The organism is Streptomyces sp. BF23-19, from assembly GCF_041106355.1.
GTDB classification, from domain to species: domain Bacteria; phylum Actinomycetota; class Actinomycetes; order Streptomycetales; family Streptomycetaceae; genus Streptomyces; species Streptomyces virginiae_A.
Window position 1 is genome coordinate 1 of the sequence record NZ_JBGBPT010000107.1, and the last position, 20,451, is coordinate 20,451.

Below are 20,451 nucleotides of genomic sequence, written 5' to 3' on the forward strand. Positions count from 1 at the left end.
CGGCCGACGCCGGCACGGAAGGGTCCTCGGGACCCGCCGCGGGCTCCGGCGGCTCCGACCCCCCGGCCCTTGCCTCCGCGGAAGGCTCCGCCGCCGCGCCCGGCGGCCTCGGCGGCGCGGGCTCGACCGGCCGCACGGGCCGCTCCGCGGGGGTGGCGGACCCGGTGGGCCGCCCCGGGTGACGCACGGTCGGCCGCTCGGCGCCGGGCACGGTCACCCGTACCGAGGGCCGCCCGGACGGCGGCCGGAAGACCGGCCGCTCCGGCTGCCCCGCCGGCACGCACAGGTCGACGCGGGCCCCGTAGCCGTCGCCGTCGTCCTCGCCCGCGACCGCCACATGGCCCTGCAACGGGCAGAGCGCGGCCACCAGGCCCGCCCCGGCGAAGTACTGCCAAGCGGTCACCGCACGCCTCCCGAAATCCGCAGCAGAAGTAAGGGCTACCGGTGAAGAAACGATCAAGGGGCGGCTTCGACACGCTGCGGACGGGTGCTCATCGCGGATGCGGCAGGATGTCGCCATGGGGACCGGGGGGCGAACGCCCGGCTGATCGCAGGGCGCTACCGGTTGGACGCCACGCTCGGACGCGGTGGCATGGGCATCGTGTGGCGCGCCACCGACCAGTTGCTCGGCCGGAACGTCGCCGTCAAGGAGGTCGCGCTCGACCCGGCACTGTCCGACGAGGAGGCCCGGCACCAGCGTGAGCGCACGCTCCGTGAGGCACGGGCGGCCGCGCAGCTCAAGCACCCCCACATCATCGTGGTGCACGACATCGTCGAGGACGGCCAACTCCCCTACATCGTCATGGAACTGGTCGAAGGCGGATCCCTCGCCGACCGACTCTCCCGAACCGGCCCGGTGGATGTCGCCGAGGCGGCCCGGATCGGGATCGCGTTGGTCGGCGCACTGCGCACGGCGCACGCGGCCGGGGTGCTGCACCGGGACATCAAGCCGGCGAACGTCCTTCTGGAGGCCCTTCATGCCACGTACAGGCACCGCCCCTGCTCCGGACCGACCCGACAGGACACCCCCTAAGCTGGGGACACATGTCCGACTCCATCCCCCTCCCCGAACCGGACGGCCCCCCGCCCGTCACCGTCCTGACGGCGATGCGCCGGCCTCTGCGGTTCCTGGGCTCGTGGTGGCCCTGGCGGTGCTGGGCGTACCTGGGCAGCGGGTTCCTCATCGGCTACCCCGTGCTGATCGCCCTCGTGGTGCTCCTCGGCGTCGGCGTGGCGCTGGCGGTGGTCGGGATCGGGCTGCTGCTGCTGATCGGTGCCGTGGTCGCCGGGGTGCCGCTGGGAGCGCTGGAGCGGTGGCGGCTGCGGTGCGTGGAACCCGTACCCGTGCCGGACCCGCACACCTCCCTCGCCGGGGCCGGGCCGGCGGCCTGGTTGCGGACCCGGCTGCGGGAGCGGGCCACCTGGCGGGAGTTCGCGTACGCCGCCCTGCTCGGGCCCGTCTTCGGGGCGGCCGCGTTCGCCGTGATCGCTCTGCTGGCCTTCGCCCTGATCCTCGTCGCGACCCCGGCGATCGTCTGGGCCATCGCCCCGGACCACGTGATGCTGATCCCCGGCCGGCCGGTCTCCGGACCGCTGGAGGCCCTGGGCGGCACGGCCGTCGGACTGGTGGCGATGCTGCTGGCGGCGTACGCGGGCGCCCTGCTCGCCGGGGCCCAGGTGAAGACGGCCCGCCTGCTCCTCGGACCGCGCGTGGAGGCCGACCGGATCCTGGAGCTCACCCGCTCCCGGGTGCGTCTGGTCGACGCCTTCGAAGCCGAACGGCGGCGTATCGAGCGGGACCTGCACGACGGCGCGCAGCAGCAGCTGGTCGCCCTCAGCATGACCCTGGGCCTCGCCGAGCTGGAGCTGCGCGGGATCCCGCAGGCGGCCGGGGCCGCCGCGCTGGTGGCCCGAGGCCGCGGCGAGGCCAAGGTCGCCCTGGAGCAACTGCGCGACCTCGTCAGGGGCATCCATCCGCAGGTCCTCACCGACCACGGGCTCGCGGCGGCCGTCGCCGAGGTGGCCCTGCGCCATCCCGTGCCGGTGTCCGTGGACCTCGACGTGCCCCGGCTGGCCGAATCGGTGGAGATCACGGCGTACTTCACCGTCACCGAGGCGCTCACCAACGCGGCCAAGCACAGCGGCGCTTCGCACGTCGCCGTCGTCGGTAGGGTCGAGGGTGACCGACTCACTCTCACCGTCACCGACGACGGTCGCGGCGGCGCCGATCCGGGCGCGGGAGCGGGGCTGGCGGGACTCGCGGACAGGGTGGCGATGTTGAAGGGCAGGCTGGTGGTGTCCAGTCCGGTGGGCGGACCGACCCGACTCCGTGTGGAGGTCCCGTGCTCCGGCTGATCCTCGCCGAGGACTCCGTACTGTTGCGGGCCGGGCTGACGGAGCTCCTCACCCGCGGCGGGCACCAGGTCCTCGCCGCCGTCGGGAGCGCCGAGGAGCTGGTGCGGGCGGTGGAGGCGCAGCGGCCGGACGCCGTCGTGACCGATGTGCGGATGCCGCCCGGCTTCCGCGACGAGGGTCTGCGTGCCGCGCTCGAACTACGCTCCCGGGACGCCTCGTTGCCCGTGCTCGTGCTCTCGCAGTACGTGGCCACGGCGTACGCCACCCAGTTGCTCACGGGGGCTTCGGCGGCCGGGTTGGGTTACCTCCTCAAGGACCGGGTCGGGGAGGTGGCCGAGTTCCTCGACGCCCTCCAGCAGGTGGCGGAGGGGCGTACGGTCATCGATCCGGAGGTGGTACGGGTCCTGCTCAGCCGGCAGTCGCAGCAGCGGCCGTTGGCGCGGCTGACCCCGCGCGAGCGGGAGGTGCTGACCTTGATGGCCTCGGGCCTCAACAACCAGGCGTTGGCCGCCCGGCTGTTCATCACCGAGGCCGCCGTGGTCAAGCACGCGTCCAGCATCTTCATGAAGCTCGACCTGGACGCCACCGAGGGCAACCGCCGGGTGCTGGCGGTCCTGGCCCACCTGTCGGGCCAGGAGGCCGAGGCGTAGGCGCGCTCACGGGCTCACGCCTCAGGAGCAGGAGCGCACCGCGTCGTCCCGGGCGCCGGGGCTGCGGTGGTGGTTCTCGTGTCCCGCGGCGAGCACCTGGCGCAGTTCGGCAAGGTGTCGGGTGTCCGCCGGGAGGTCCAACCGGTCGAGGGGGGCCGGTGCGGTGGCCGTCGCTCACCTGGCTGACGCCCTGTTCGGCCGGCCGACGCCGCGCCGCCTCCACCGCTCCGCTTTCCCTCCTGAAAACATGACAAGCGGCGCGCCGTCAGAACGGGACGGCCTGGTTCGCGTCCCGCCGCGGGGCCCGGGACCTGATCAGCAGCGCGATCGGCAGGGCCGCGAGCAGGAGGCCGCCGACCGCGCACCACAGGGTGGTGGTGTAGGCGCCCAGCAGTCGGGCGAACACGTCCGTGTCCTCCGAGACCTGCTCCAGGCGGCTCACCAGGACGGTGCCGAGCACGGCTCCGCCGATCGACTGCCCGAGGTGGTGGGCCGCGCCGAGGGCTGCCGAGGCTCCGCCGGCGTGCTGCGGGGACACCCCGGCGGTCGCGGTGGCGTAGAGCGGGACGAGAGCCAGGCCCAGGCCGACGCCGGTGAGCAGCATGCCGGGCAGTACCCCGGTCGCGTAGCCGGTCGCACCCCCCACACCGGCGAGCAGGGCCAGCCCGAGGGCCGTGACCACGAGGCCCGGCAGGATCAGGGCGCGCGGGGCGACGCGGGGCAGCAGGCGGGCGGAGACCTGGGTGGCGGTCACGAGGGCGGCGGCGACGAGCGGCAGGTGGGCCGTCCCCGACGCGGCCGGTCCCTCGCCGCGGATCTGCTGGGCGAAGAAGCCGAGGGCGGGGAGGAGGGCGACCAGGGCGATGCCGGCGAAGAGGACGACCAGGAGGGAGGCGAGGCGGTTCCGGTCGGCCAGGACGTACGCCGGGAGCAGCGGGCCGGAGGTTCGCCTCTGCCACCACAGGAAGGCGGCGAGCAGCGCGATGCCGCCCACGAACAGCACCAGGCTCCGGACGACGCCCCAGCCCACCGACTCGACCTCGGCGAGGCCGTAGGTCAGGGCAGCGGAGCCCACCGTGCCGAGGAGTACGCCGGGTCCGTCGAAGCGGGCCCCGCTACGGCCCGGACGGTCGGGCAGCAGGGTGAGCGCGCCGATCAGGGCGAGTACGGCGAGCGGAACGATCGACCACAGGGCCCAGCGCCAGGCCAGGGCCTCGGCGAGCCACCCGCCCGCGCACACGCCGAGCGCGCTGCCGCCCGCGACGACGGCCGCGTAGATCCCGAAGGCGCGGCCGCGCTCCCGGGGGTCGGTGAATCCGGTGACCACCAGGGACAGCGCGGCCGGGACCAGCAGGGCCGCGAAGGCGCCTTCCAGGGCGCGGGAGGCGATGAGCGGTCCCGCCCCGGAGGCCGCGCCGCCGAACACGGCGGTCGCCGCGAACCCGATCAGGCCGGCCACCAGCATTCGCCGGGCCCCGAGCAGGTCGGCGAGGTGCCCGCCGAGCAGGAGCAGTCCGCCGAGGGCGACCAGGTAGGCGGTGAAGGCCGGGCTCAGGCCGTCGGCAGCGAGGCCGAGCTCGGCATGCATCTGCGGCGCCAGCAGGCTGAATTGCGCCGCTTCGACCAGCACCAGCAGCTGCGTGAGGGCGAGGACCGCGAGGCCCCACCATCGCCTGGGGTGCGGGGGCGCGGGGACGGCCGGGCCGTCGCCGGGGACGGGGCCCGGGGGCGGGCCGAAGCCGTCCGCGGGGCCGAAGTGGCCCGGGGCCGTGGGAGCGTACGCGGGCGGCGGGGGCGGTGTCCCGTACGGGGAGGCGTCCTGCCGGGACTGTGCCGGTACGAGGCGGGGGTCCGGCGGCCCGGTGGGCTTGTCCCCGGTCGGGGCTTCACCAGCTGCGGCTCCGCCGGCTCCGGCCCCGCCGCCGACCCCTACGGGTGACGCCGGGGCGTAGTCCAGCAACTGCGCCGCATGGCGGCCCAGTTGTGCCAGTACCGCGCCCGGGAGCCATTCCCCGGCGGCGTCCGCCGCCGTACGCGCCGCCACCTCCTCGGGGGTGGGACGCCGGGCCGGGTCCTTGTGCAGGCAGGCGCCGACGAGCTCGACCAGCGGCTCCGGGACCCCGGTCAGGTCCGCCTCCTCCTCGGCGATCCGGAAGAGGTGCGCGTTCAGCCCGGTGTCCGTGGCACCGAAGAGCATGCGTCCCGTGGCGGCGTACACGAGGACCGCACCGAGGCAGAAGACGTCGCTGGCGGGGCTCAGTTCGAGACCGCGGACCTGCTCCGGGGACATGAACCCCGGCGAGCCGATCAGCATGCCGGTACGGGTGTGCAGGCTGTCCCCGGTCAGGCTGTCCATCGCCCGCGCGATGCCGAAGTCGATGACGCGGGGTCCGTCGACGGTGACGAGGACGTTGGACGGCTTCAGGTCGCGGTGGATCAGGCCCGCCTCGTGCACGGCCCGCAGGGCGAGGGCGAGTCGGTTGGCGAGGGTGCGTACCGAGTCCTCGGGCAGCGGCCCGAACTGCCGGGCGACCACGGTCTGCAGGTCGGGCCCCGGGATGTACTGCGTCGCCACCCAGGGCACGGCGGCCTCGGTGTCGGCGTCGAGCACCGCCGCCGTCCAACTGCCGCCCACCCGCCGCGCGGCGGCCACCTCGCGGGCGAACCTCCTGCGGAATTCGGGGTTCCCGGCGAACTCCGCCTGGACCACCTTCACGGCGACGGTACGGCCGCCCTCGGAGCGGCCCAGATAGACCAGGCCCATGCCACCCGCGCCCAGCCGGGCGATCAGGCGGTACGGTCCGATACGGCTCGGGTCTTCGGCGATCAGCTGATCCACGAACGGAAGGATAGTGCAACTATCCAATACGCGGGGGCCATCAGGCGAAATGCCCTCCCGGCCGCTCGTTCCGCGCCCTCGGCCGCCCACCGTCCGACGGCCGGAGGCGGAACGAGCCCGTCACCACGCGCGAGACGCCCGGTACGGCCACCGAGCGGGCCCAGACCGACAGCAGGACCGGTAGCGCCAGGTAGCCGAAGCGCCCCGCCGGGGCCAGGAGGAAGGCCAGCGTGAGGCCGAGGGCGAGGCGGTCGGCCGCGGCCACCACCGTACGCGGCGGCCGGGCGAGCAGGGAGAGGGCGACCGCGAGGCCTCCCGACAGCAGCAGACCGACCGCCAGGTACCAGCCCCAGGGGCCCAGTTCGACCAGCAGTCGCCCGGGCAGCGGGCTGCTCGCCGGGGTCGGCACCTGCGCCCGCCCGGTGGGGAAGGCGAACACCTGGCGCCACAGCTCCGCCGGCTGGAGGAGCGCGGCCGGCAGCACCAGCAGGGCCGTACCGCCGGCCGCCACCAGAGCGCAGCGCACCGCCGGCCGCCCGCCCCGAAGGACCGCGAGCAGGGCGACGGCCACGGCGACCGCGGGCAGTGCCGTCCACTTCAGCGCGCACGCCCCGGCGAGGGCCGCCCCGGTCAGTACGGGCCGCCCGGAGGCGGCGGCCGCCAGGGCCAGGCAGCAGAGCCCGGCCAGCGGCAGGTCCACCCCGCTCACCGCCAGGGGCAGGGCCACCACCGGCGAGGCCACCAGGACGGGCAACAGTCGGCCCGGCCCATCGCCGGGCCCCCCGCCAGGCCCACCGCCGGGCCCCCCGCCAGGCCCACCGCCGAACCCACCACCCGGCCCGCCCCCGAGCAGGCGCCGGGCCGCCCACAGGCAGCCGAACAACGCGGCCGCGCACCAGATCCGGGCGTCCCCCAGCAGCCGCACCGCCCAGCCGTCCCCGCCGCCGTCGCCCCCGAGCACCGCCCGCGGTATGCCGAGCAGGGCCATGCCGGGCAGGTAGGGGGTGTACTCCTCGACGTGCGCGGGCCGGTCGACGTAGAGCCGGCCGGAGTCCAGCAGGAGCCGGCCGGACCGTTCGATGACCGTCACCTCCGACTGCCCCTGGCCGGTCACGACCAGCCACAGCAGCGGGACGGCGACGGCGCCCAGCAGGGCGGCGACGAGCGCGGCGCGGCGGCGGCCGAGTGCGGTGGCCGCGGCGGCCCCGAGGTATCCGGCGGCGGCGCACCAGCCCCACAGCCGGTGCGGCGCCAGTGAGGAGAACAGCGGGAAGGACAGCGCCCACGCGGCGGCCGACAGCCAGCCGGTGGTCCACCGGGCGGTAGGGGAAAGGGTCATGGGCCCATTCCAGCCGCGCCGGCCCGCCCGGTCTGCACAGCCAGGTGGACGGTCCGCGGTGGGGTTTTCCCTACCGTGCGGGGCACGCGAAAGGGGCACGACCCCGACGGGTCGTGCCCCTCACACCGTTGTCATCGGGCCCTGCGGGGGCCTCAGGCCTCCGGGTTACCGCCGAACCGCTCGCGGTAGGACTCCAGGTCCTCCTCCGTGACCCGCGCGAACAGCACCGGCGGCACGGTGAACGGGGTGCCGGCCGGCACCGCGTCCAGGGAGCGGGCCTGCTCCGGGGTGATCCAGGAGGCCGTGTCGTCGGCGAGCGCGAACGAGGAGCGCATGGCGCGCGCCGAGGCCGGGATGAACGGCTCGGAGACCACCGAGTAGAGGTGGATGAGGTTCATGGCGGTGCGCAGGGTGAGCGCCGCGCCCTCCAGGTCGGTCTTGACCTCCAGCCAGGGGGCCTTCTCGTCGAGGTACGCGTTTCCGGCCGACCACAGGGCGCGCAGCGCGGCCGCGGCCTTGCGGTACTGGAGGGCGTCCATGTGGCCCTCGTACTCGGCCAGCAGCTCGGCGATCTGCTCGCCCAGCTTGGCCTCGGCCTCGCCCGCGGGGCTGCCGGCGGGGACGTCGTCACCGAACTTCTTGCGGGAGAAGGTCAGTACGCGGTTCACGAAGTTGCCGAGGGTGCCGCCGAGGTCCTTGTTGACCGTGGCCTGGAAGTGCTCCCAGGTGAAGGACGAGTCGTCGGACTCGGGCGCGTTGGCGATGAGGAAGTAGCGCCAGAAGTCGGCCGGGAGGATCTCCAGCGCCTGGTCGGTGAAGACGCCGCGCTTCTGCGAGGTGGAGAACTTGCCGCCGTAGTACGTCAGCCAGTTGAAGGCCTTGACGTAGTCGACCTTCTTCCACGGCTCGCGGGTGGCCAGTTCGGTGGCGGGGAACATCACCGTGTGGAACGGGACGTTGTCCTTGGCCATGAACTGGGTGTAGCGGACGTCCTCGGCCTCGTACCACCACGACTTGTAGTCGCGGTTCGCCGGGTCCAGGTCCGACCACTCCTTGGTCGAGCCGATGTACTCGATCGGGGCGTCGAACCAGACGTAGAAGACCTTGCCCTCGGCGGCGAGCTCGGGCCAGGTGTCGGCCGGGACCGGCACGCCCCAGTCGAGGTCACGCGTGATGGCGCGGTCGTGCAGGCCCTCGGTCAGCCACTTGCGGGCGATGGAGGAGGCGAGCTGCGGCCACTCCTCCTCGTGCTCGGCGACCCAGGCCTCGACCTCGTGCTGGAGCTTGGACTGCAGGAGGAAGAGGTGCTTGGTCTCGCGGACCTCCAGCTCGGTGGAGCCGGAGATGGCCGAGCGGGGCTCGATCAGGTCCGTGGGGTCCAGGACGCGGGTGCAGTTCTCGCACTGGTCGCCGCGGGCCTTGTCGTAGCCGCAGTGCGGGCAGGTGCCCTCGACGTAGCGGTCCGGGAGGAAGCGGCCGTCGACCGGCGAGTACACCTGCCGGATCGCGCGCTCCTCGATGAACCCGTTCTCCTGCAGCTTGCGCGCGAAGTGCTGGGTGATCTCGCGGTTCTGCGCGGAGGAGCTGCGGCCGAAGTAGTCGAAGGACAGCTCGAAGCCGTCGTAGACCGCCTTCTGGGCGTCGTGGGCCTGCGCGCAGAACTCGGCGACCGAGATGCCGGCCTCCTTGGCGGCGAGTTCGGCGGGGGTGCCGTGCTCGTCGGTGGCGCAGATGTAGAGGACGTCGTGGCCGCGCTGGCGGAGGTACCGGGAGTACACATCCGCCGGAAGCATCGACCCGACCATGTTGCCCAGGTGCTTGATCCCGTTGATGTAGGGAAGCGCGCTGGTGATCAGGTGTCGAGCCATCCTCGGATGCTCCATTTCCTCTGTGCGGTACAACGTGACGTAACGGATTGTGAATGCGGTTCATCGTATCGAACCGCCGTGAGGCCACGCGCCGCATTTGTACATGGGTGGACGTAACGCAAAAGCGAGGGCTGTGACCTCTCCGTCACGGCCCTCGCGATCGGGCCCATGTTACAGCGGGACCGCGGCGCACCCGACCGGTGTCCAGGAGCAGGCGGTGGCGCCGCCGGTGGAGGGTCCGGCGGTGGCACCGCCGGCGGAGGGCCCGGCCGTGGCACCGGCAGCGGGCATATGCATACGTGCTGGCTGGAGCTGTGCGTGATCGAGATCGATCACAGGTCGATCATCCACGACGCATTGCTTCCAGGTTTCTTCTCTGCGCCCTCCGAGTGCGCCCGCGCTGCTTTCCTGTTCAGCGCACAGGGGATGAGGTGGAGCGGTGAACGATGGCGGACCGGAGGAGTCCGGTGGGGCCGTGGGACTACCGAGCCGGCGTCGGCGGCCGACTCCCATGAGCCAGTGGGATCCGACGGCGCGCCTGTCGTACTGGGCCTTCCACGCCAATCGGCGGCCCGCGTACATGCGCTTCGCGTATCTGCAGCTGGGCTCCGACGCGGCGGCGGAGGAGGCCGTGGACGCGGCTTTCGACTCGATCATGGGTGAGTGGCTGCGGATGCTCCACATGGACCGCCTCGACGCCTACGCCTGGACCGTCCTCAAGCACTGCCTGATCCACCGGCAGCGGCTGCGACATCCCTGGGAGCAGCGCCCCGAGCCGATGGACATCAGCGCCTTCGAGGCCGCCCTGAGGGAGGCCCACGCCGACCAGTACGAGGTGCTGACCGACACCATCCGCTTCTACTCCGCCGTCTCCCGGCTCGCCGAGCGGCAACGTGACGCCGTACTCCTGCGGTACGGGCTCCAGTGCACCCCCGGTGAGGCCGCCGCCGTGATGGGCGTCGACGAGGCCACGATCCGCTCCTACCTCGGACAGGCTCACCGGCGGCTCGCCCGCCTGCTCGCCACGTCCGCCGCGTCGCCCGAATCGGCGGCGTCACCCGAATCCGCCGAATCATGAGGCGCTCCGAACGGCAGGAGCGGCAGGACGGCGACCCGATCCCCCGCTCCCTGGCCGAACTCCTCGCCCGGGCCGGCGTCCGCGACCGCTACCGGCACTACGACCTCGGCGCCGCCGAGGCCCGGCTGCTGCGCGCCACACCGCACCCGCCCTCCGGCCACCGCGCCCGGCGCCGGTCGGTGCACGGCTGGAGCGACCCCGCCCGGGACTGCCCCCTCGACGCCGAACGGGCCCGGCGCGACCTCAAGGCCGTCTGCCTCGCCTCCGCGTGCGCGCCCAAGGCCGGGGCGCACCTCGACTCCTTCCTGGCCGACGGGCACACCGATCTGGCCGGGGCCGTCGTCTTCGGCTGTCTGCTGCACCTGGCCGGGCTGCGCGAAGGGGCCCGCTTCTGGTGGCAGTTCGCCGCCGGGTCCGGGAGCCCGCGGACCGCCGCGGCCGCGTACTGCCTCTTCCTCGACCACTCCCGGCGCGGCGAGCACCACGACGCCCGGCACTGGGCGCGCGAGCTGGGCCGGCGCGGCTTCCGGCCGGGCGGCCGACGGGATCTGCGGGAGATCCGGCTGTGCACGCAGGCGGCCGTGCTGCGCTACGTCGACCAGCGGGAGGATCCCGACCTGGGCCCGGTGCCCCTGCCGAGGCCCGGGCTGTCCGGAGTACTGGCCGCGTTCCTGCCGCAGCCCGTCACCGTGTCGGCCTCGGCGCCGCGGCCGGTGGCCTCGCTCCGGCCGGCCGCCGGACCGCTGCGCCACCCGGCGCTGACGGAGGCGAACCGCGGGACCGCCGCCCGGGCGGAGACGGGCCAGGCTCTGACGGAGGCGCGCCGCGCGCTGGCCGTCGTACGCGTCCTGGAACGCCACCCGTTGGGGGTCCGGGCCGCCCAACTCGCCCGGGAGTCCGGCCTCGCCGAGGGGGAACTGCGCCCCCTGCTCGCGATGCTGTGCGAGGAGGAGTACGCGGTGCGCCCGGCGCTCGGGGTGTACGGGCGCGGCCCCGCCCTGGACCGGCTCGCCGCCCCCGGCGGGCAGGGCCTGGCCGGGCAGCTCCAGCGCACCCTGGCCCTGGCCCGGGACAGCGCGGGCGCCGCGGTGTACCTCGGCCGGTACGCCGAGGGCGAGGTCCGGATCACGCAGATGGCGGACGGGCCCGCGACCCCGCCGGTGCGGGAGTGGGTCGACTTCCGGGCCGCCGCACACGCCAGCGCGGTCGGCAAGTGCCTGCTGACCCAGCTCGACCACGACCGGCGCGCCGACCACGTGGCCCGGCACCGGCCCGCGCGGCTCACCCCGCGGACGATCACCGACAGTCGGGTCCTGTTCAGCGCCCTGGACGCGGTGGCTCCGGGCGCGCCCGTGTTCGACCTGCGCGAGTACTCCCCCGGGGTCGTCTGCTCGGCGGTCCCTATCGCCACCGGGATCGCCGCCGGGAGCCTCGCGCTCTCGCTGCCGGCGAGCCATGCCCACCGGCTGGGCGCGGCCACCGAGACCCTGCGCCGCAAGGCGGTCCCGGTGCTCCTGGCCCTCCTCCTGACGGGCGCGATCCCCCCGGACGCCCCGGCGGTCGCCGCCGAGGAGGGGGCTCCGGTCGAGCGGCCCCGGCCGATGCGGGCCCCGGTCACCCCGGAGACCTTGCGGCACCTGCGGCGGCTCTTCCGCACCCCGCTCACCGGAGGCTCGGCCGCGGCGGGCGGCCCGCACCTGGTCAGCGACACCGCGGCCGCCGCGGCCTATCTCTTCGACGCCGTCCCGGACACCGACCAGCCCCGCCTGTCGCTGCCCCACACCTTCACATCGCTCCCCCCGGGCAGCCTGACCACCCCGACGGGCCTGGTGGTCCTGGGCCCGTGACCGGCCCGGAAAAACAGCGAGAGCCCCACACGATGTGTGGGGCTCTCGCTTCTTGTGTCCGAGGGGGGACTTGAACCCCCACGCCCGATAAAGGGCACTAGCACCTCAAGCTAGCGCGTCTGCCATTCCGCCACCCGGACCAGGTGGTCGGCCCCGGTTTCCCGCGGCGACATGGACAACAATAGCAAAGGATCGGCGGGGCTCCGACCACTTATCCGGGCGGTGATCATCCGCCACGCCGGGCTGACCTGCACGCATGCACCGACAACCCTGGCGAGACGGGTCGTCTCGTTGCCGGATGCCGATACCGGCTGGACATCAGGGGTGGCCGGGCGGTCGGATGGCTCCGCACACATCCGGGGGGAGCCGCGCATGGAATCCGAGCACCGCGTCAGCACGCTGGAGCTGTTCTTCGACCTCGTCTTCGTCTTCACCATCACGCAGTTGACGGTGCTTCTGGCGGACGACCTGACTCTGCGGGGCGCGGGGCAGGTGGTGCTGATCTTCACCGTCCTGTTCTGGATGTACGGGGGCTACGCGCACCTGACCAACCAGGTGCCGCCGGACCGGACGGTCCGGCGGGTGCTGCTGATGCTGGCCATGGGGGCGTTCCTGGTCTGCGCCCTGGCCGTACCGACCGCCTTCGGGGCCGGCGGTATCGCCTTCGGCCTCGGGTACCTGTTGGTGGTCCTGGTCCACGGCGCGCTGTTCACCCAGGCGCACGGGCGCGGGGTGCTGTGGTTCGCGCTGCCCAACGTGCTGTGCGCGCTGTCGGTGACGGCGGCCGGGTTCTTCGACGGGCTGCCGGCCTGGGGGCTGTGGATGCTGGCGCTGCTCCTGCAGTTCGTGACGCCGGTGGTCGTGCAGCGGGTCGCGGCGAGCAGGGCGGCGGAGCCGGAGGCGGCCGAGGTGGCCGAGACGGCCGAAGGTCCCGGGCAGACGGTCGGTGATCAGCTCGGCGGGATGAACGCGGCACACCTGGTGGAGCGGCACGGCCTGCTGCTGATCATCGTCTTCGGTGAGTCCGTGATCGCGATCGGCATCGGGGTGGGCTCGCTGCCGCTGTCCCTCGGTATCGCGGGCGGCGCGTTCCTGGCCCTGACCATCGCGTCGGCGATGTGGTGGATGTACTTCGTGCGCGACGAGGGCCGGGCCGAGGAGGTCTTCGAGCGGACTCCGACGGAGCGGCGTTTCAAGCTGGCGATGGTCGCGTACTACTACGCCTTCCTGCCCATGCTCCTGGGCATCGCCGTCTTCGCGGCGGGCGTGAAGAAGACCATCGGTCACCTCGGCGAGCACCTGCATTCCGGCCCGGCGGTCGCGCTGGCGGGTGGGGTCGCCCTCTACCTGGCCGGGGACCTGGCCTTCCGCTCGGCACTGGGCATCGGACCGGGCCGCTACCGCGCCGCGGCCCTGGTGCTCGCGCTCGCCACCGTCCCGGTGGGAACCAGCTGGACAGGGGCCGGCCAGCTGGTGGCCCTGGCGTGTGTCCTGGTCGGGGCGCTGGCCGCCGAGGGCCGCCGCTCCCCCGCCGAACCGGCGGAGGCGGCGGCCGCGGAAGCCGTCACGGGCAGTGGATGACCTGGCCCGCGTAGGAGAGGTTGCCGCCGAAGCCGAAGAGCAGGACCGGGGCGCCGGAGGGGATCTCGCCGCGCTGGACCAGCTTCGACAGGGCCATCGGGATGCTGGCGGCCGAGGTGTTGCCGGACTCGACGACATCGCGGGCGACGACGGCGTTGACGGCGCCGATCTTCGCGGCGAGCGGCTCGATGATCCGCAGGTTCGCCTGGTGGAGGACGACCGCGGCCAGTTCCTCCGGGGTGACTCCGGCCTTCTCGCACACCTTGCGGGCGAGCGGCGGCAGCTGGCTGGCGGTCCAGCGGTAGACGGACTGGCCCTCCTGGGCGAAGACCGGCGGCGAGCCCTCGATCCGGACCGCGTTGCCCATCTCCGGGACCGAGCCCCACAGGACCGGGCCGATGCCCGGCTCCTCGCAGGCCTCGACCACGGCCGCGCCCGCTCCGTCGCCGGTGAGCACACAGGTGGTGCGGTCGGTCCAGTCGGTGATCTCGGTCATCTTGTCGGCACCGATGACCAGGGCGCGGGTGGCGGAGCCGGCCCGGATGGCGTGGTCGGCGGTGGCCAGGGCGTGGGTGAAGCCCGAGCAGACGACGTTGATGTCCATCACGGCGGGGCCGCCGCCCATGCCCAGCTTGGCGGCGACGCGCGCGGCCATGTTGGGCGAACGGTCGATCGCGGTCGACGTGGCGACCAGCACCAGGTCGATGTCGTCCGGGGTCAGGCCGGCGCCGGCCAGCGCCTTGCCCGCCGCCTGGTAGGCCAGCTCGTCCACCGGTTCGTCCGGGCCCGCCATGTGGCGGGTGCGGATGCCGACGCGGGACCGGATCCACTCGTCGGTGGTGTCGACCATGGCCGAGAGGTCCTCGTTGGTGAGCACTTTCGCGGGCTGGTAGTGCCCTAGCGCCACCACGCGTGAACCGGTCATGGGCGGGGTCCCCCCTTGTACGGAAGTCAGGATCACCCAGCTTTGCCTGCTACTGGTGGGTACGTGTGCGTGTGACCCGACAGGATTCCGGCACCGGATTTTGGAGCTTCCCGAGGATCCACCTGCCGGGAGCGTCGCGGGAAGCGGAACCGCGACAATGAGCTTGTCGGAAATAGGCGGGAACAGAAGGGGTGTGCTGATCACCATGGGAAGGGTCACCGAGCGTCGTCGCGTCGTCCGGATCCGGAACGGCGCGGCGGGTGTCCGGCCGGACACGCTGGTGGCCGAGGAGCCACTGGAGATACGGCTGAACGGCAAACCGCTGGCCATCACGATGCGTACGCCGGGCGACGACTTCGCCCTGGCGGTGGGCTTCCTGGTCAGCGAGGGGGTGCTCGCGGCCGCCTCGGACGTGCAGGCCGTCACCTACTGCGAGGGGGCGACCGAGGACGGTTCGAACACCTACAACGTGGTGAACGTGCAGCTGGCCGCCGGGGTCCCGGTGCCCGACATCACCCTGGAGCGGAACGTCTACACCACTTCGTCCTGCGGCCTGTGCGGAAAGGCCAGCCTGGACGCGGTCCGTACGGCGACCCGTTTCCCGGGGCTCGCCGCCGATCCGGTACGGGTCCCCGTGGAGGTCCTGTGCGCGATGCCGGACCGGCTGCGCGAGGCTCAGAAGGTCTTCGACCGTACGGGCGGGCTGCACGCGGCCGGTCTGTTCACGGCGCAGGGCGAGCTGCTCGACCTGCGGGAGGACGTGGGCCGGCACAACGCGGTGGACAAGATCGTGGGCCGGGCGTACCGGTCCGGGCGGCTCCCGCTGGCGGGCGCGGTCCTGCTGGTGTCGGGCCGGGCCTCCTTCGAACTGGTGCAGAAGGCGGTGATGGCGGGCATCCCGGTGCTGGCGGCCGTCTCGGCGCCGTCCTCGCTGGCGGTGGATCTGGCACTGGAGTCGGGGATGACGCTGGTCGGCTTCCTGCGGGGGCCGGACATGAACATCTATTCGGGCGAGGAGCGGATCACCCTGTAGGCGCGCGCCGGAACCGTTCCTCGGCTCCCCACTCGTAGCCGAAGAAGGTGGCCCACACGTTGCTGCCGTCTCCCGCGGTACCCCCCTTGCCGGTGCCGCCGAGGGTGAACCAGTCGTTGCACTGCTGGATCTCGGGGGTTCCCTCGGGGCTGAACCGGATCCGGATCCCCGGGTTCTCGTCGGAGGGGTGGCCGAGCGTCCAGTTGCCCTCGCCGGTGAACACGCCGGGCTGCCCGCCCCGGGCGCACTGCCAGCCCCAAGCGTCCGAGAGGCGGGCCCAGCCGTCGGCCAGCACCTCCAACCGGGCGCCGCGGTAGCCGTGCCAGGTCCCGAGGACGTCCTCCTCCGTCAGCGGAGCGGAGGATCCGCCCAGCAAGCCGAAGGCCAGGGCCACTAGCGACAGCAGACCGAACAGCACACTGAACGCTACGGTCGCCGCGCGGGCGAGGTTGGTCACGTCAGCGCCGCCGGCGGGAGCGGCGACCGGCGTCCGCCGGCGGCTTCGGTGTCGGCGGGTCGATGCGGTGCAGGTCCAGGGTGGGCGGGACCGGGGTGGTGCCCGGGCCGCCGGACTCGGCCCAGGCAATGATCTCGTCGGTCGCGGTGTCGTCCAGGGCCCAGCCGAACCAGGCCGCGCGGGCGCCGCGGCGGCGGGCCTCGGTGGTGGGCTGGACCACGATGACGTTGGCCTGGGCGCACGGGCCGAGGCACTCGCTCGTACGGACGGCCAGGCGGCCCCCGGAAGCGGCGGCGGCCTCGCGCAGCCGGGCGAGCTGACCGGCGTGGTCGGAGCCGGGGTTCTTGCGGGGGTCACCGCAGCAGCAGCCTCGGCAGACCACCAGCGTGCAAGGTCGTTCGGCGTGGGCGGCGAGCGGGCGTATCCAGGTCACCACCGAACGTTAGCGGGCCCGGGGCTCGGGCCGTTGGGGTGCGGGCGAGACGTCCGCCACACGGTCGGCGGCGAGTTCGGGCAGCGGGTCCCGGGCGCGGCGCCGGGCGATGACCGCGCAGACCATCAGCTGCATCTGGTGGAAGAGCATCAGCGGGAGCACGGCGAGGGCGGCGTGGGCCCCGAACAGCACACTGGCCATGGGGAGTCCGGCGGCCAGGCTCTTCTTGGACCCGGCGAACTGGATGGCGATGCGGTCCGCGCGGCCGAAGCCGAGGCGGGCCGCGCCGTACCAGGTGACGAGGAGCATGACGGCGAGCAGGACGGCCTCGACCAGCATCAGGGCGGCGAGCCTGGGGAGGCTGACCTGCTGCCAGATGCCCGCGACCACGCCCGCGCTGAAGGCGGCGTAGACGACCAGCAGGATCGAGCCGCGGTCGACGTAGCCGAGGACCTGCTTGTGGCGGACGAGGAAACCGCCGACCCGGGGGCGCAGGACCTGTCCGAGGAGGAACGGCAGCAGCAGTTGGAGGGTGATCTTCAGGAGGGCGTCGAGGGAGAAGCCGCCCGCGTCCCCGCCGAGCAGGCCGGCGGCGAGCAGGGGGGTGAGGACGATGCCGGCCAGGCTGGAGAAGGAGCCGGCGCAGATCGCGGCGGGGACGTTGCCGCGGGCGATCGAGGTGAAGGCGATGGAGGACTGCACGGTCGAGGGGACCAGGCAGAGGAAGAGCAGGCCGCTGTAGAGCGGGGCGGTGAGCAGGCCGGGGACGAGGCCGCGAGCGGCGAGGCCGAGGAGCGGGAAGAGTACGAAGGTGCAGGCGAGCACGGTGAGGTGGAGCCGCCAGTGGCGCAGGCCGTCGAGAGCCTCGCGGGTGGAGAGGCGGGCGCCGTAGAGGAAGAAGAGCAGGGCCACGGCCGTGGTGGAGGCGCTGTCGGCGATGGTGGCGGCCGGGCCGCGGGCCGGGAGCAGGGCGGCGAGGCCCACGGTGGCGAGCAGGGCCAGGATGTACGGGTCCAGGGGCAGCCGGGCGGGGAGGTGCGGGCGGCGCATGCGGGGGTGCTCACTTGCTGTCGGGGCGGGGTGCTCCCTTCATGGTCGGCGGTGGGCGCTCATCGGGAAACCCGCACACCGCACTCACTGCCATCGCGATCCGTGATGAGCGGCTACCGTGGCGGTATGTACGACCCGGTGCAGCTGCGTACGTTCCTCACGGTCGCCCAGACGCTCAGTTTCACGCAGGCCGCAGGGCGGCTCGGTGTGGGGCAGTCCACGGTGAGCCAGCATGTGCGGCGGTTGGAGGAGGCGACGGGGCGGCCGCTGTTCGTCCGGGACACGCACAGTGTGGGGCTGACGGAGGACGGGGAGGCGCTGCTCGGCTTCGCTCGGACGATCCTGGAGGCGAACGAGCGGGCGGCGGCCTTCTTCGCGGGGACCCGGCTGCGCGGGCGGCTGCGGTTCGGGGCCTCGGAGGACTTCGTGCTGACGCGGCTCCCGGAGATCCTCGAAGGGTTCCGACACGAGCATCCCGAGGTGGATCTGGAGCTGTCGGTGGAGCTCTCCGGGACGTTGCACGAGCGGCTGGACGCGGGGCGCCTGGACCTGGTGCTCGCGAAGCGGCGGGGGCCCGGGGACGAGCGGGGCCGGCTCGTGTGGCGGGACCGGCTGGTGTGGATCGGCGCGGAAGGGCTGCGGGTGGACCCCGAGCGCCCTGTTCCGCTGATCGTCTTCCCGCCGCCGGGCATCACCCGGGCCCGGGCGCTGGAGGTACTGGAACGGGAGGGGCGGGGCCTGCGGATCGCGTGCACGAGCGGCAGCCTGAGCGGCCTGATCGCGGCGGCCCGGGCGGGGCTCGGCGTGATGGCGCACGCCCGCGGGCTGATCCCGCCGGGATTGGTGCGCGTGGGCGGTCTGCCGGAGCTCGGACCGGTGGAGTTCGCGCTGCTCCGCGGACCGCGTCCATCGGCGGCGGCGGAGGCGTTGGCCGCGGCCGTGCTCTCCGGCGCGGACCGGCTCAGTCGCACGTCAACGGCGTGAACACCGTGATCACTGGGGAGGTCTTGTGGAGGTATCCGAAGGCCGGTGAACCCCTGTTGACCATGCGGTACGTTCACCGCGGCGCGCGGAGAGGAGCGGGGCCTTGCGCGAAATCACCGTCCCACCCGTCGTCACGGGCGCGCCCGTCGGCGGCCTGGCCGACATCGTCTTCCAGCACGCCCACGAGGAGCCGGACCGGGTGGTGCTCGGCCGGAAGACCGACGGGGTCTGGCGGGACGTGACGTCCCGGGAGCTGGCCGCCGAGGTGCTCGCGCTCGCCCGGGGGCTGCTGGCCCAGGGGGTGCGCTTCGGGGACCGGGTCGCGGTCATGTCCCGCACCCGGTACGAGTGGACCCTCTTCGACTTCGCCCTGTGGGCCATCGGCGCCCAGCCCGTCCCGGTGTATCCGACGTCCTCCGCCGATCAGGTGCACTGGATCCTGCTCGACTCCGACTGCACGGCCTGCGTGGTCGAGGACGAGAACCAGGCCATGACGGTGGGATCGGTCATCGACCGGCTCCCCCACCTGCGCCGGCTGTGGCAGCTCGACGCCGGGGCGGTGGACGGGCTCGTCGCCGACGGCCGCGGGGTGGCCGAGGACGTCGTGCACCGGCACCGGGGTGCCGTGACGCCCGACGCGACCGCCACCGTCATCTACACCTCGGGGACGACGGGCCGGCCGAAGGGGTGCGTGCTCACGCACGCCAACTTCATGTACGAGACCGACACCCTGGTCGACCGCTGGGAGTCGGTCTTCCAGGCCCGGCAGGGCGAGGAGCCGTCCACCCTGCTCTTCCTGCCGCTGGCGCACGTGTTCGGGCGGATGGTGGAGGTGGCCGCCGTCCGGGCGCGGGTCAAGCTGGGCCACCAACCGGTACTGGCGGCGGCCGAGTTGCTGCCCGATCTCGCCGCCTTCCGGCCGACCTTCGTGCTGGGCGTCCCGTACGTCTTCGAGAAGATCTTCGCGGGCGCGCGCCGCAAGGCGGAGGCGGAGGGGCGTACGGGCCCCTTCGACCGGGCGGTGGAGACGGCCGTACGGTACGCGGAGGCGCGCGAGCGCAAGGCCTTCGGTGTCGGGCCGGGGCCCTCGGCCGCGCTGCGCGTGGAGCACCAGCTCTTCGACCGGCTCGTCTACGGGAAGGTCCGCGAGGCGATGGGCGGCCGGGTGCGGCACGCCATGTCGGGCGGGTCGGCGATGTCGCGCCGCCTGGGGCTGTTCCTCGACGGGGCCGGGATCACGGTGTTCGAGGGGTACGGGCTGACCGAGTCGTGCGCGGCGGCCACCGCGAACCCGCCGGGAGCGACCAAGTACGGCACGGTGGGGCGGCCGATCCCGGGCAGTACGGTGCACATCGCGGACGACGGGGAGGTCTGGCTGCATGGCAGCCACATCTTCTCCGGGTACCTGAACGACCCCCGCGCCACGGAGGCGGTCCTGCGCGGCGGTTGGCTGGCCACGGGGGACCTGGGCCGGCTGGACGCGGACGGGTACCTGACCATCACCGGGCGCAAGAAGGACATCCTGGTGACCTCCAACGGCAAGAGCGTCGCGCCCGCCGCGCTGGAGGAGCGGGTCCGTTCGCATCCGCTGGTGTCGCAGTGCGTGCTGGTGGGCAACGACCGGCCGTACATCGCGGCGCTGCTCACTCTGGACATGGACGGGATAGCGCACTGGCTGTCGATGCGCGGCCGGCCGCAGTTGCCGGCGAAGGAGCTGGTGGGGGACCCCGAGCTGACGGCGGAGGTCCGTCGGGCGGTGGTGGCCGCGAACACCCTGGTCTCGCAGGCGGAGGCGATCCGCACCTTCCGGGTGCTGGGCGAACAGTTCACGGAGGAGCGGGGGCTGTTGACGCCGTCACTGAAGCTCAAGCGCCGGGCGATCGAGAAGGCGTACGCGAAGGAGGTCGCGGCCCTGTATTCCTCCTGAACAGAAATCTGACGGTTCGTCATTTCCACCCGTCGGCAATATTGACGATCCGTCAGGTCGCGCACAGAATGCGGGGATTCCGACC

Annotated in this window: 14 protein-coding genes, 1 tRNA gene and 3 pseudogenes; 9 read left to right on the plus strand and 9 right to left on the minus strand. The window is 73.4% G+C overall.

The annotated features are described in order from the left end of the window. Positions 1 to 403, minus strand: a pseudogene (locus tag AB8A24_RS38230) (hypothetical protein); the annotation flags it as partial. 84 nt (positions 404 to 487) lie between these two features. On the opposite strand from AB8A24_RS38230, the pseudogene AB8A24_RS38235 reads away from it, so the two are divergent. The 3 genes and pseudogenes from AB8A24_RS38235 to AB8A24_RS38245 form a co-directional block, all read left to right on the plus strand. Next, positions 488 to 970 (plus strand): annotated as a pseudogene (locus AB8A24_RS38235) (serine/threonine-protein kinase); the annotation flags it as partial. 74 nt (positions 971 to 1,044) lie between these two features. Next, positions 1,045 to 2,355: a sensor histidine kinase gene (locus AB8A24_RS38240; protein WP_369478792.1), complete on the plus strand. Its 1,311-nt coding sequence runs from the start codon at positions 1,045 to 1,047 to the stop codon at positions 2,353 to 2,355. Continuing rightward, entirely contained in the window at positions 2,343 to 3,005 is a 663-nt protein-coding gene (locus tag AB8A24_RS38245) for a response regulator (protein WP_369478793.1), read from the plus strand. The genes AB8A24_RS38240 and AB8A24_RS38245 overlap by 13 nt, the downstream gene beginning before the upstream one ends. A gap of 265 nt (positions 3,006 to 3,270) precedes the next feature. Here AB8A24_RS38245 and AB8A24_RS38250 read toward each other — a convergent pair whose 3' ends face one another. The 3 genes from AB8A24_RS38250 to metG all read right to left on the minus strand — a co-directional run bounded on the left by AB8A24_RS38250 (position 3,271) and on the right by metG (position 9,051). Beyond that, complete coding sequence (locus AB8A24_RS38250) at positions 3,271 to 5,844, minus strand: MDR family MFS transporter (RefSeq protein ID WP_369478794.1); 2,574 nt, start codon at positions 5,842 to 5,844, stop codon at positions 3,271 to 3,273. A gap of 40 nt (positions 5,845 to 5,884) precedes the next feature. After that, a complete protein-coding gene (locus AB8A24_RS38255) occupies positions 5,885 to 7,183 on the minus strand; it encodes a glycosyltransferase 87 family protein (protein WP_369478795.1) in 1,299 nt (432 codons plus the stop codon). 152 nt (positions 7,184 to 7,335) lie between these two features. Further along, a complete protein-coding gene (gene metG / locus AB8A24_RS38260) occupies positions 7,336 to 9,051 on the minus strand; it encodes a methionine--tRNA ligase (protein ID WP_328960884.1) in 1,716 nt (571 codons plus the stop codon). Between the two features lie 511 nt (positions 9,052 to 9,562). Here metG and AB8A24_RS38265 point away from each other — a divergent pair. Continuing rightward, complete coding sequence (locus AB8A24_RS38265; RefSeq protein ID WP_328960885.1) at positions 9,563 to 10,129, plus strand: sigma-70 family RNA polymerase sigma factor; 567 nt, start codon at positions 9,563 to 9,565, stop codon at positions 10,127 to 10,129. Between the two features lie 809 nt (positions 10,130 to 10,938). Further along, positions 10,939 to 11,658: pseudogene (locus tag AB8A24_RS38270) on the plus strand (IclR family transcriptional regulator C-terminal domain-containing protein); the annotation flags it as partial. Between the two features lie 373 nt (positions 11,659 to 12,031). On the opposite strand, the gene AB8A24_RS38275 reads toward AB8A24_RS38270, so the two are convergent. Beyond that, positions 12,032 to 12,116: transfer RNA gene (locus tag AB8A24_RS38275), tRNA-Leu, on the minus strand. 232 nt (positions 12,117 to 12,348) lie between these two features. Here AB8A24_RS38275 and AB8A24_RS38280 point away from each other — a divergent pair. After that, positions 12,349 to 13,557 (plus strand): low temperature requirement protein A, encoded by a 1,209-nt coding sequence (locus tag AB8A24_RS38280; RefSeq protein ID WP_369478796.1) that lies wholly within the window; start codon positions 12,349 to 12,351, stop codon positions 13,555 to 13,557. On the opposite strand, the gene AB8A24_RS38285 is transcribed toward AB8A24_RS38280, so the two are convergent. Further along, positions 13,541 to 14,482 carry a beta-ketoacyl-ACP synthase III gene (locus AB8A24_RS38285; protein ID WP_369478797.1) on the minus strand — a complete coding sequence of 314 codons (942 nt, stop codon included), beginning with the start codon at positions 14,480 to 14,482 and terminating at the stop codon, positions 13,541 to 13,543. The genes AB8A24_RS38280 and AB8A24_RS38285 overlap by 17 nt on opposite strands. 205 nt (positions 14,483 to 14,687) lie before the next feature. Between AB8A24_RS38285 and fdhD the strand changes: the two genes are divergently transcribed. Beyond that, positions 14,688 to 15,515 (plus strand): formate dehydrogenase accessory sulfurtransferase FdhD, encoded by an 828-nt coding sequence (fdhD, locus tag AB8A24_RS38290; RefSeq protein WP_328960887.1) that lies wholly within the window; start codon positions 14,688 to 14,690, stop codon positions 15,513 to 15,515. On the opposite strand, the gene AB8A24_RS38295 is transcribed toward fdhD, so the two are convergent. From AB8A24_RS38295 to AB8A24_RS38305, 3 genes are read right to left on the minus strand one after another with little or no spacing between them, the layout of a single operon-like run. Beyond that, on the minus strand, positions 15,505 to 15,972 hold the full coding sequence (locus AB8A24_RS38295; protein WP_369478798.1) for a hypothetical protein: 468 nt from the start codon (positions 15,970 to 15,972) through the stop codon (positions 15,505 to 15,507). The two genes, fdhD and AB8A24_RS38295, sit on opposite strands and share 11 nt — an antisense overlap. Position 15,973: 1 nt before the next feature. Beyond that, positions 15,974 to 16,405, minus strand: a complete 432-nt coding sequence (locus AB8A24_RS38300; protein WP_369478799.1) for a (2Fe-2S) ferredoxin domain-containing protein — start codon at positions 16,403 to 16,405, stop codon at positions 15,974 to 15,976. A gap of 9 nt (positions 16,406 to 16,414) precedes the next feature. After that, the gene (locus tag AB8A24_RS38305; RefSeq protein ID WP_369478800.1) at positions 16,415 to 17,455 is read right to left on the minus strand and encodes a bile acid:sodium symporter family protein; all 1,041 of its coding nucleotides are present in this window, start codon (positions 17,453 to 17,455) and stop codon (positions 16,415 to 16,417) included. Positions 17,456 to 17,581: 126 nt separating this feature from the next. On the opposite strand from AB8A24_RS38305, the gene AB8A24_RS38310 reads away from it, so the two are divergent. Both AB8A24_RS38310 and AB8A24_RS38315 read left to right on the plus strand, forming a co-directional pair. Beyond that, entirely contained in the window at positions 17,582 to 18,439 is an 858-nt protein-coding gene (locus AB8A24_RS38310) for a LysR substrate-binding domain-containing protein (RefSeq protein WP_030729726.1), read from the plus strand. A gap of 103 nt (positions 18,440 to 18,542) precedes the next feature. Further along, positions 18,543 to 20,366: a long-chain fatty acid--CoA ligase gene (locus tag AB8A24_RS38315; RefSeq protein ID WP_369478801.1), complete on the plus strand. Its 1,824-nt coding sequence runs from the start codon at positions 18,543 to 18,545 to the stop codon at positions 20,364 to 20,366. The last annotated feature ends 85 nt before the right edge of the window (positions 20,367 to 20,451 follow it).